At 46.9% G+C, this 11,634-nt stretch carries 10 protein-coding genes; all 10 read right to left on the bottom strand.

What is annotated here, in order from left to right:
* Position 1: 1 nt before the first annotated feature.
* On the bottom strand, positions 2-169 hold the full coding sequence (locus GWP43_RS05745; RefSeq protein WP_162663365.1) for a hypothetical protein: 168 nt from the start codon (positions 167-169) through the stop codon (positions 2-4).
* Positions 170-277: 108 nt separating this feature from the next.
* A complete protein-coding gene (rpsT, locus tag GWP43_RS05740) occupies positions 278-550 on the bottom strand; it encodes a 30S ribosomal protein S20 (protein ID WP_162663364.1) in 273 nt (90 codons plus the stop codon).
* Between the two features lie 48 nt (positions 551-598).
* On the bottom strand, positions 599-1,828 hold the full coding sequence (locus GWP43_RS05735) for a RelA/SpoT domain-containing protein (protein ID WP_162663363.1): 1,230 nt from the start codon (positions 1,826-1,828) through the stop codon (positions 599-601).
* 79 nt (positions 1,829-1,907) lie between these two features.
* Entirely contained in the window at positions 1,908-2,972 is a 1,065-nt protein-coding gene (locus tag GWP43_RS05730; protein WP_162663362.1) for a flagellar filament outer layer protein FlaA, read from the bottom strand.
* The gene (locus GWP43_RS05725; protein WP_162663361.1) at positions 2,969-3,523 is read right to left on the bottom strand and encodes a GerMN domain-containing protein; all 555 of its coding nucleotides are present in this window, start codon (positions 3,521-3,523) and stop codon (positions 2,969-2,971) included. Before GWP43_RS05725 ends, GWP43_RS05730 begins: the two co-directional genes overlap by 4 nt.
* Positions 3,524-3,535: 12 nt before the next feature.
* On the bottom strand, positions 3,536-4,570 hold the full coding sequence (locus GWP43_RS05720; RefSeq protein WP_162664756.1) for an N-acetylmuramoyl-L-alanine amidase: 1,035 nt from the start codon (positions 4,568-4,570) through the stop codon (positions 3,536-3,538).
* Positions 4,551-6,401, bottom strand: a complete 1,851-nt coding sequence (locus GWP43_RS05715) for an ATP-grasp domain-containing protein (protein ID WP_162663360.1) — start codon at positions 6,399-6,401, stop codon at positions 4,551-4,553. The genes GWP43_RS05720 and GWP43_RS05715 overlap by 20 nt, the downstream gene beginning before the upstream one ends.
* Positions 6,394-9,129 (bottom strand): cytidylyltransferase domain-containing protein, encoded by a 2,736-nt coding sequence (locus tag GWP43_RS05710; protein WP_162663359.1) that lies wholly within the window; start codon positions 9,127-9,129, stop codon positions 6,394-6,396. Before GWP43_RS05710 ends, GWP43_RS05715 begins: the two co-directional genes overlap by 8 nt.
* A complete protein-coding gene (locus GWP43_RS05705) occupies positions 9,126-10,091 on the bottom strand; it encodes a glycosyltransferase family protein (RefSeq protein WP_162663358.1) in 966 nt (321 codons plus the stop codon). The genes GWP43_RS05710 and GWP43_RS05705 overlap by 4 nt, the downstream gene beginning before the upstream one ends.
* A complete protein-coding gene (locus tag GWP43_RS05700) occupies positions 10,063-11,631 on the bottom strand; it encodes a spiro-SPASM protein (RefSeq protein ID WP_230978091.1) in 1,569 nt (522 codons plus the stop codon). Before GWP43_RS05700 ends, GWP43_RS05705 begins: the two co-directional genes overlap by 29 nt.
* Positions 11,632-11,634: the final 3 nt, after the last annotated feature.

Raw genomic sequence — 11,634 nt, 5'->3', positions numbered from 1 at the left:
TTTAACCTTCCAGACGGAATACGAAACTATCTATAAGTGCCCTTAATGCAGCGACACGAACATTCAATAATATCACAAGAAAGTCAGTCGGCTGTTGCGCTAAAAAGGCAAAAGCGTAAGGAGATTCCATTTTTATCATATTATCCCTTAAAATTAAAAAATCATACATTAGCGATTTTCTAGCCGATATAAAAACACAAAAGCTACGGCTCTCCACTATTTGATTCATAAAATCGGAGAAAAGATAAGGGATAATTAAAATGTAAAGGTAAATACGCTATTTTTGTGAAAAAGTTACATTATACAACTTTTGCATACGAGACTTTTTTCGCGCAGCAGCATTTTTTGTAATAATTCCTTTCCGAGCGGCGCTATCAAGCTGATGCGCAAGCTCCTTTAATAACGTCACAGCGGATTCAGCATTTTTTTCAATAACAGCAAGTGTATATTTTTTAGCGCATGTTCGTGCCGCCGACTTCACCGATTTATTATGGATACGGCGTACTTCACTCTGTTTATGACGTTTTATAGCGGATGCATTATTTGCCATTTATAAACCTCCAATAAAATTGTTAGCAATCAATACAGGGTTGTAATATTAAACCATATCGATCTTTTTTGCAATAGCTGCCCGTAATTTCTTTTCTTCTTCCGCAGAGAGCCCGAGTGCAGCGGCATTGTCAAGGTCATGTAAAGCCAAGATAAGCTGATCCTCTTGAAAATAAGCCAAAGCACGCCTAAAATATACATGCGCCTGATATCCGTTTATTTCAAGAGACTTGTTAAACATTGTGATGGCCTCGGAATTTTTATTCATCATCATCAATACGATACCGGCATAGTAGTAAGAGCGGAAATTTTTAGGATTTTCATTCAGACTGGCAGAAAAATCTTTATATGCATCTTCGTAGGCACCTTGTGCAAAAAAAGCCATACCGCGATGCTTATAGACAATCGAAGCTACCAGCGCATTCGGTTTTTGATTTAATATTTTAGTATACAGTGTTTCTGCCGTTTGAAAATCTCCATTGTTATGAGCCTTGATAGCATAAAAAATCATAGTATCAATTGTTTCCAAAGAGGAAGTATTCGATGAATTCATACCGGATTTTTCTTCAGCTCCCGAATGATCACCGAGTAAACCATCTGTAAATTCGTCGGCACGCAAATAAAACTGTTCACGCCGCCTATCAAGCTCCATATTCAAACTGGTCTGTGCATCTCTAATTTCTTGAAAGAGTATATCTGCGAGACTAAGACTTGCATTAATTGAGGCAAACTTTCGCTTAAGAGGAAAATCAAAAGGAGAAAATTCAAATTTATAAATCAGTTCATGCTCAACTTCAGCCCATGCATCTTGTAAAATTGTTCTAATTTGGACTTCAAAGATTAAATTTTCCGGCAGCAGTAATCCCACCTTAAAGCTTTCAGGGATGTCCGCTAAAATATGAGTAGACTCATAGCCGAATTCACAAAAAGTACGATCCGCTCCTTTTCGTTCCACCTCTCTGACAGTAAAATTTTTTATAAGGATATTTTCAACTTCACTAAGATTCTGTAAAAAAGGACATACAATTCGGATACCAATTAAATCAGTTACAAGAGGAAATCGAATTGCTGGATCGGTAGGGGGGAATTTTAATAATTTTTTGTAATAACTGTCAAAACTCTTTACACGTGTTTTATAAGTGAGCAGTGCAGATACTTTAACGGTTGCTCGCAAATGATCTTCAAGACGTTTTAATAATACGGTAAAATGTGCATGGAATTCGTTATATTGGCTTTTTAATTGGTTTTTATCGGGTATCCACACAGTATTAAATGCCATAACCAAATTCAGAACAAAAAAAATAGGCGGTACTTACTTATAGATAAACACCGCCTATTTTATCATTAACTTAAATCAGCTATTGATTCGTATTTCCAGCCGTCGCAGCAGCAGAACCTTCAGAAGGTGTGAACCCTGCTTCGGTTGCCATCTTCTCCTGCTCCAAGAAGCGAAGAACCTGTGTTTGGCCAAAACGAGACATCTCAAGCTGCATGCGTTCGTTGTTCATCTTTGTCTGGATGCCCCAGATATTTTCATCAGCAAAATCGCGTACAGTATTCAATACAGCTTTATCATAGATAAGCTTAACATCTTTGAAGTAACCTACAAACGTCCCACCTTCATGCGCGGCGTCACGAGTAACCAAGAAGCCTGCAAAGCTGCTATACGGAAGTGAGGTAGGATAAGCAGGATAGATGCGGGTTTCGCGACTGCGTACATCGGTCAAATAAGCAGGGTTATTCCACACAAGCTCTTTCCAGCCGTCAAACAGCAGATATCCCATGAAATAGCGTTTTACTTCATTCTTTTCATTGCGAATGAGTACATACAGCCCGTGAGGAAAGTTCATACCATAGGTATTAACCGCAATAGACTTAATGACACCGGTATTACGAACAACGCCGTATCCGTCTTCAAAGCGTCCCTTCCCAGAAGCTTTTTCTTCGTCAGTCGGCTCTTGAATATTTCCTTGTTCATCAACCTGTGAAAGCGGTTCATAGACGGGTATATCAAAAGTCGGTTCAATCGTCGCACTTGCATTATGTGCCCACAGAGGAAACTCAATGCGGACACCCATTAAGGTTTGACCTGCAAAGTTTTTTGCTTCATCACTGACTTTTGCTTCGGTAGCATGAGAAACTGCAACCGCAGTCGGATTGCGAGAAGATGAGTTCAAAACCACTTCCCACTGACCGATAGCCAAAGATGTTCTCATCAGAGCCTTCTGCTCATCGGTGTAGGTAGAACCTGCGACGGTAGCATAGTCCATAACCGTTTTGCGGTTCTGAGTCATAGCACCATTCTTATCCGCAAGGATATCTGCGTTCAATAACGCAAAGTCAACCAAAATTGCTTCTTCAGCAACCGCAAATGCACCGATAAAGAGAAGTGCAATTGCTACAAGTATGCTTGTTCTTTTCATTCAAAAGCTCCTTTTCCATTGTTAAGAATGCCCTGTTGAGAATAAGTATACGAAAGATACTTATTCTTGTCAACTCTTTTATTATCGGTTGAAATACGATAATTTTTTACATAGGCAGGCATACCATCAATATAAAAATAAACGGTATTGATACTTTTACAGTTTACCGCGATATTTTTTCGTAACAAACTATAAACGGTATAAAAGTCGGGAGTTTTAACGCTCGGCGTTAGAACTTGGGCAGGGAAATCGATATATAATGCATTATCACGCACAAAACAACTACGGGGTAGTAATTCGGGATCGGAAAAGCGTAAAAAGCGGTGATCGGCAGGACCAAGCAGCAGTTCATTCACCAACAACACGGCAAATTCCGATTCGGGATGCTGCGGTAAATACCTTTCTTCAATACCGATACCACCATCACTTTGGGGAAAATACAGAAGTGCACGCTCAAGTTTAGGGCTCGCCATATACGATAAAAACAATATTCCGGCGATTACACTGAGCAACGACCAGCATATCAGCCTCTGCTTTGTAAAAAAACTCATCTCATACCTTACCTATTGACCCTCGAAGCGAGAGATAAATGCAGTGAGGCCATTATATATTCCCTGTGCGCATTTTTGCAAGTAGGAAGGAGTATTCAACCGTTTCGCTTCTTCGGGGTTTGTTACAAAGCCCAGCTCGATGAGCACGCTCGGCATCTTTGCATTCCGTACCACAAACCATTCCTTTTCTTTTAAACCGCGGTTTTTACTCTCTTTACCGATCTGCGCTTCCAAGCCGTCTGAAATATTTTTTGCGATTAAAATACTTTCGGTAGAGAATTCTTCTTCAAGCATTATATTTAAAATATGAGCAATCTCTCTTGATGCTGTATTTTTATCGATTAAATTGCGTCGATAGTCGGTAGGTAAATACCAGATCTCAAAACCGTAAGGTTTCTTATTAAACGGAGAAGCATTTGCGTGGATTGAAATATAGAGGATGGCTTCATTTTTCTTGAGTAATACTTTATTTGCCATCTCAACCCGTTCCTCTAAACTGGGATACGTGTCATCCGAACGAGTTAGAAGAATTTTTTTATCGGGATAAGTCTTGCGTAACATATCATAGAGGGAAAGTGAAACGCTTAATGCAATGTTTTTCTCATAAACGGGGATAGTTTTACCGTTTTCGACATAAGAGCCGGTCGTGCCGGGATCTTTTCCTCCGTGTCCGGGATCAATGAGGATCGCACCGACACGGAAAAATGAGCCGATGTCGAACTGTTTAAAAAAAGTCTCTAGCTGCGTAAAGAGAGCTGCAGGAAGCTGCGGCTGAGCATTTGTTCCCATCAGAGGAGCTTGAGCGATTATCGTTTCACGATAGTCAAAAAACACAAGCGGCGTACCGATCCGGCACTGTGCCGTATGGTTCCCGACTGTAAACGTTATCTCCTGCGAAAGTGGATCCCATGTGAGGTCGGCGCCAAGCCTATCCGCCGTCTCAAGCGCAGAGACGTTTTTTTCCGCAGAGAACGCAGGAGCAACGCTCACGAGCAAAAGGAAAATAACAGTGGTAAAAAACTTGGCATTATACCTTTTCGCAGTCATACCGATAGAGTAAACCTTGTAGTCCGCCCCGGATAAGAGCTTTCCAATAGCCATTCTTCCGTTGTATGTCTAGTGAAGATGAGCCACGGCTTTTCCTCGAAGATAAAGCACTCACTGCACTCCTTTCCGGCGAACCGGAAATGCCCAGTATGGAAGCCAATCCCGGCTCCTCCTCAAGCGCTTGATGCAGCAATTCCCTCAGCGACCTACCCTGCAGATCGCAGGCGGTACCAAGCGCTGCCGCTAAAAAGCAAGGCAGTACAAAGCTTTCTTTTTCTTCGTAAACGGCATCCGCGAGTAACCGATCAAAAAAAGCGCTTGAGGCTGCTGAGGAACCTCCACTGCGTTGCCTCTTACTATCTGCCGCAGGAGCCGTGGCAAGAACCTCGACAGCGACCTTTGCAGCGGTCTCGGCGCCGGCGAGCGGTTCCGTAAATTGCAAAAAATTCGGTGGAAAGATCTGCTGTTCCGCCGGGGAGTGCAGCTCCGCCAAGAAAGCATCGGTTTCCGCAACATGAGGTCTAAGCCGCAGTACGATTTTCCGGCAGGCAGCCTCGCTTGCCTGCACCGCTTCTCGGCGGCTCGGCGCAGCGCTTAGTACATTGCCGCATTTTTCGACATTGTTTTGTGGAAACACCACCGTATCGCCTGCACCGGCACGGGGAAACACATCTTTGACAAAGGGCGCTGCGCGTGCGGCTTCCAAGCCGCTGACGGATGCCACCTGCCCGGGAATGGAAATCCATGCCCGCTCCGCAGACACAAACGGACAGTTTTGCTTGAGCGGCACTACGAAAAAATCCTTTCCGCAGGTGTGCAGCCGGGGCGAATCGCCGAGCGCAAGGGTCAACGCCGCAGCTGTAATATCCAAACCGCAGCTGTACGGCACCGTCCAACCGGACATGTAACCGCCGGAAAGGCGGGCGGCGATTTCTCCGACAAAGGCCTTACCGTTCCGCACCAAAATATCGCCCTTCACCGCCCCGTCGGTTAAGCCGAGCGCATGAACGCCGCGTTCAAACACCGACATAACCTCATCGGCAATGTCTTGCGTGCAGTCCGACGGGATCGTATGCCCCATCTCGATAAAATACGGGGGGAAAAAGATATGCCGGTCGGCAAGTGCGGTGATATACAGCCGCCTGCCGAAGATCAGCCCTTCAATCGAAAATTCACTTCCTTCTATGTATTCTTCGACGATGGCGCGCCCGCTCCGCGAATACTGCAATGCCGTAGCAACCGCTTTCCGTAATTCCGAAAGATTTCTAACCAGCGAGCATCCGCGGGCGCCCATGTTGTCGACGGGCTTTACCACCAGCGGAAAACGTCCTGCAAGTTCGCCAAGCCGCCGTTCAAGTGTATCGGCTGTAGCTGCCCCTAGATCACTATACCGGACATTACCCCTTGCTTCTAAACGGTCAGCCGGAGCTGCAAGGTCGGCGGCGGTCAACTCGATAAAAGCGGGAGACGGTACACCGGCTTTGCGAAAGCATTCCCGCATCCGCACCTTGTCCGTTGCATTGAGCGCCGCTTCGAGCGTGTGGCCGCGCAAGCCGCAGGCAGCCGCAACCGCGGCAACTGCGGCGGAGAAATCCGTCGCAGCGGTAAACACCGCATCAAGTCCGCCGTTTTGCTGTAAATACCGCGCATAGTCGATAAGGCGCGCGGTATCTTTTAAATCGATGCATACGAACTCGTCGGCTTCCGCAGCGCACACCGCGGACGGATTTCCATCGGCTGCAACCACGGTGCAGCCGAGCGCGCGGGCAGCGCGTATCGCAACACCTTGCATAAAGCCCGCACCGAGCATAAACACCCGTTTTTTAGTCATCAAACGCTCCCTGCTTTACCGCATAAATCTCCATACTGTCCCCCAACTTAAAGAGCTTGCTGACCAACATCAATATATTCCAGCGGAAGCCACCTTTCCTTATCTTGGCAGCATGGGGGAACCGCTCCGGATGATGCCCGATAGATACGATCTTTTTTACGGTAAATCCATATTGTTCCAGCTGTTTTTTTACCTGCCATCTATCCCAGATGGTATAGTGATCGGTTGGGCTTTGCGCAAAAAAGAGTCGACGATTCCACCGGCCGGTAACGCCCGACAGCGCAGGCGTGGAAAAAGCAAAAATTCCACCTCCAATCAAAAGATCAGAGACCTTCTGCAGCACCGAATTCAAATCTTGAAAATGCTCAATAACGAACCACATCGTTACCGCAGAAAAACCGCCTGATTCCAGCGGAATACTGAGAGACTGGTTATGCTGTTCGGTAAATGTTTTTTCAACCGTAAAGGGAAACCGTGCCGGAAGTACGGGAAACGGAGCCTGACAAGCGGGAAGCTGGAGCGTCTTACAAACATAGTGCACAGCCTCCGCCGAAATATCGGTACCGACGGGATTCCAACCGGACTCCTTCGCAGCCGCAAGGAAGGGGCCGTAAGCGCAGCCCACATCGAGAATCCGCTTTGTCCCATGGTGCAGTCCTTCAAAAAGCGACTCTTCCTTGCCTCCATTAAAGACCTTCGCATAGATCGCATTGATGATTGACATCCGCCGTAAACCTTGCCGTTTAATCGATTCAAAATCTTCAAGATAGGTCTTACCGTACTGAGCCTGATATTCTTCAAAAAAATACTGTTCGCTGTAGTCTTTTTTTTCTGCAGCGATAAATGACGGATAGTACATTCCGCAGACAGGACAGCGCGAAACGGTTTTATTTTCAGCTCTCCCTTCGGGAGGCAGCAAAGCCTGCTCGTCGCAGAGCGGACAGCGGTGAGCGGTTGCCGTAGAAAGCTTCAAGATAAAATCGGCAAGGCTTTTCTCTTTTGATTGCGGAGTAACGACGGACGGAATATCGATACCGATCTTGAATAACGCTTTAAACCCCTGAGCAGAAGGGATGCCGGCAGGCATCGTTGAAAAGCCCGCATTAATGCCGAGTTGATAATGATATTCGGTCGGAGAGACAAGGATAACGGCACATCCTGCAGCGAGCGCTTCAAAGGCGGTAAAGCCGTAGTGCGTTACAATGATATCCCATTCGCAGAGCCTATCCCGCAGATTTTCCAAATAAGGATACACATAGAGATTCACCTTCTGCTGGGAATAGTTTTTTTCATTAGGCTCAACGACAGAAACCTCAGCACCGAGCTCGGCAAACGTACGGGCAACCGGAAGTCCCATTTGAGCAGCATCTTCTCCGCCGCAGGCAACCAAAAGTTTTGCATTCTCAATCGGAAAAAAGTATTTTCCGTTCTTTTCATATTTTTTTAAAGCGCCGTCCCGTTTCCGCTTTTGAGGCAGCGCAATAAAACGCACTTCAGTAATATTCGAGCGAAGCGCTTCGCCCGATTCGGAGTGATCCGAAGTACGTGAAGAATGATCTATAGTATGTTTGGAGCGATCGACGGTACGGTTCGACGCGGAGTGCGAGGAACTTGAAACCTTTGATGAAGCCGCCGAAAGTTTCGATGCCGATACGTCAGATAACTCAATGGGATACGGCAATGTAGGAAGAATATCGATCAGATAGTCGGCGTATGCCCTCCCCTCCCCGCCTTCATCCAAGGCGACAACCGGCGCAATTTTTTTAAGCTGCCGCACCTCTTCGGCCTGTGTCCTAAAGTTATCGAGGATAAACACACATGCTTGCTCCGGAATTTCATTGACGGTTTCAATACTCCCCGCCTTCTTAATGATATCCTGTACAAATGAAGACGTAGATGAAGATCGAAGATACAGCACACAGCGCAGCTGAGGGGACAGCTCTTGTATCAAGCTACAGGCGCGGCGGAGATGTCCCGTCCCCTGCCCTTCCCGCACCGACGGAACAAAAACGGCAATCCTACCGGCATACCGGCAGGCCTTCATTACCGCAGACGAAGACGGAGGCATTGTGGTCTTTTCCCGTTGCAGATACTGCATCATCAATTCCGCACGGTTAAAATCCTCCTGTGTATCGACCGTTGTCCGCAGGTGCGGCGCATACCACTGCAGCGGAGCGGTTTCCTTTACACAGATAAAAGTGTCGGTATACCGGTACAGCGCGGGACCTACATGTTCATGGTCATACGAGTCATTCGTAAGTTGCGCCGCAGTAAGAAGACTCTTTGCCTTTAAAATTTCGACACCGCTGCCGTGCGGGAGACCGGTGTAGGTAAAGTAATCCGGCTCTCCCAACTCGACAAACCGCTTAACGGAGGCTTCTGCCGCTTCGGTGAATAAAAAGGGATTGTCGGCCGTCGCACGGATAATCGTCGTAATGGGGCGAAGTGAGGATTCAAACTGCTTAACAACCGAACAAAAACGGCCAAGCACATCGGTCTCCGAACCGCTGATCAGGGTATAATGGTATTGCTCAGCAATCGGTGCAAACTCGGCTTTCGACGCATGATCGCAGGCAAGAATGTACCGTTCCGCAGGAATCTCCCGCATTGCTGCAAGTGTATAGGCAAGAAGCGGCTTACCGCAAAGGTTCAAAAGTGCCTTACGCGGCAGTCGTGAAGAATTGAGGCGAGCCTGCACAACAACGGCAACGCCTGAATAAACGCTCATATAAAAGGCTCCCAATGCTCTATTAGCGCACGAGCGGTGGTGGTAAACCGATCCTTATTCAGTTCAACCCATCGCCGCGCTTCAGAAAAATGCTGCCATGCATGCAGCGGATTTAAACCGGAGTTACGCAAATATCTCCAAAATAATTTGAAGGGAATCACAGCAGATCCGCCCGTCAGCTCCGGCGCAAGATTTTTGAGATAAAACTGCCGATATGAAGCATCGGTAGAGATATTTTCAGGCGGCGTTTCTCCCTCATAATGAATCCTGAAAGAAGTAAAGATACGGATTGCTTCACCCCAGAGGTGGGCGCGAAAACCGAAATCAAGGTTTTGCCAATAAGGATTCTGAATAGTATAATCGAAACCGCCGAGCTGCATACACTTATTTCTACTATATATTCCCATAAAATCATAGGGATAGATCGTTGCCGTCTTATTTTTGATACACGAGAACTGTTCGGTCGAAAATCGATTTCCGCTTAGGCTGGGAACCATTTGATTAGGCACCGCCTCTCCGCGCACATTCGCCAGCACGGGCGCTGCACACAGTAAATGTGCTTCCTTAATCTTCTCCAATACTCGATCGGTAAAGCTCCCCGGCGGAATACGCGTATCGTTCCAGAGCACCATAATATACGGCGCAACCGTTTCGGCAAAACCGAGATTGATCATCTCCCCGACGGTGAGCTTTTCTTGAGGCAATAAAAAGCGTACTTGCGGAAATTTCGTTGTCAGACTTTCCATATCGCCTGCGTCGGGGCTTGATTCTATCGAAATAACGGATGTAAAGCCTTCCGCTAACAGCTGTTCAAAAAAGAAAGGACGATAATACTTTCTACCCCGGTTCAAGACGATAACACAGAAATCTTCCGGCTTATTTTGTCCTCGATACTGCATACCGCCGATAATAGTATGTGAAACTTTCCGTTCATTAAAAGTTGTAGGTATAGTATTCGTCACAGTGTTCACATACCCCCTTATAGCATGATTGTATCTGCTCGCAATAGTAACGCCGGCCGTTTTCCCAAATCGTTTCGAGCGGCATCGTAAAAGCGTTTCCGAGTACCACCGAACGGTTAACATCTTCCTTACAGAGCGGAACGGTTCCATCCGTACAAATAGACATATCCCGTTTGAGGTGCCAACAAGGATGTCGTTGTAACGGAGAAATATCTGCAGGGCGCCGATCAGGGAGCGCTCCGCAGAGGTGATCGTATTTTTGAATAAGCGGCTTTGCTTCCCGTTTTTCCCACAACCGATAAAAAGGCTCCAATTCCGCTTCATTTTCATTCATACGCGTCATCTGTACCCACACTGCTTTAGGAAAAACGTTTGCCAACTGATCCGCAAATGTTACCGCCTGCTTTAAAGAGCGTTCAGCCTCCTCATCGGGAAGCTGATGAACTGCGCCGTACGTTTTCGATCCTGCCGCATCGATATCGACAATCCAATAAATCGGCAAGTGTCCGCCGCTCCTCGGCGGCACATCCCTGCAAACTTGAGCGAGTTGAGTAAAATACTCAAGATTATATGCCGTCTTATCCGCAATGCCGCTCGTTTCTATCAATACCGAAAGGTTTGGGTGGTTCAGTATCAGCGCTACAAGTGTTGCAAAGCGAGGATGCAGGAGCGGTTCCCCATAGAGCGACAGAGAAATCACTGCACTTTCGGAAAAAGCGGCAATCGCATCGATGAGCCGAGCGGCGGCTTCAAAGTCCATACAGCAAGAATCATCAAAGTTGTTAGGAAACAAGTTCGGACGATAAATAGAATGTAAAGGATGATAGGCGACTATTTCCATACCGTAATAGGCAGGCAGCGGCCGCAGGAATTCTTGCCGCTCGGCAATGTACGCAGCATAATTTTCCGCTGTGATACCGGTAAAATGTCGACATAAGAGCCATGAAGCCTTGGTATCGGCGTAAAAAGCAAGACGCAGGTGCCGCACATCATCAGGCGCAATCATTGTCTCCAAGTCGTAGGAGTTTATGTCTTTTTTAACGGTATCAAACAGGAAAGAACGCCCAAGCGGCACCTCTGCCGCAAAAGGCAACGCTGCCAATATGGGCACAAGACCTGCCGCGACAATTTGCGGAAGAAGTCCTTCGGGATATCCATCTGCAAAGCTGTATTCCGCCTTATAAGTACAATGCTGAGTATAGAGCTGCGCCGCCCCTGCACTGTCTAAAAACGGAGCGTCAGCCCATGCAATAAAAATATGGTCGGCTTCCGCTGCAAAAGGGGTAAGCGCCTTAAAAAAAGCGGCAGCGGTAAATTCCGCAACCGGAACGACCCGCACCGGCGGTATATTGAGTTCATTACAGTATTTTTGAATTGCAGCGCATTGCTCCGCTGCTGCGGTTATAATGGTACCCGCATAATCGGGGAAACGGCTCGCACGATCCAGCGCGGAAGCGAGAGCTGTACAACCGCCTTGAGTAAGCGGCCGCATCGCATAATCGGAAATACCGTTTGCCGCCAGCACAACAAAAGATTTCATACT

It is taken from the genome of Treponema vincentii, from assembly GCF_010365865.1.
GTDB lineage: Bacteria > Spirochaetota > Spirochaetia > Treponematales > Treponemataceae > Treponema.
This window is presented reverse-complemented; position numbering and strand designations above follow the sequence as displayed.

Coding starts and splice junctions, on each gene's coding strand:
- GWP43_RS05720 (WP_162664756.1), bottom strand. CDS start 4,570: ATGACTGCGAAAAGGTATAATGCCAAGTTTTTTACCACTGTTATTTTC.
- rpsT (WP_162663364.1), bottom strand. CDS start 550: ATGGCAAATAATGCATCCGCTATAAAACGTCATAAACAGAGTGAAGTA.
- GWP43_RS05735 (WP_162663363.1), bottom strand. CDS start 1,828: ATGGCATTTAATACTGTGTGGATACCCGATAAAAACCAATTAAAAAGC.
- GWP43_RS05745 (WP_162663365.1), bottom strand. CDS start 169: ATGTATGATTTTTTAATTTTAAGGGATAATATGATAAAAATGGAATCT.
- GWP43_RS05725 (WP_162663361.1), bottom strand. CDS start 3,523: ATGAGTTTTTTTACAAAGCAGAGGCTGATATGCTGGTCGTTGCTCAGT.
- GWP43_RS05700 (WP_230978091.1), bottom strand. CDS start 11,631: ATGAAATCTTTTGTTGTGCTGGCGGCAAACGGTATTTCCGATTATGCG.
- GWP43_RS05710 (WP_162663359.1), bottom strand. CDS start 9,129: ATGAGCGTTTATTCAGGCGTTGCCGTTGTTGTGCAGGCTCGCCTCAAT.
- GWP43_RS05730 (WP_162663362.1), bottom strand. CDS start 2,972: ATGAAAAGAACAAGCATACTTGTAGCAATTGCACTTCTCTTTATCGGT.
- GWP43_RS05715 (WP_162663360.1), bottom strand. CDS start 6,401: ATGACTAAAAAACGGGTGTTTATGCTCGGTGCGGGCTTTATGCAAGGT.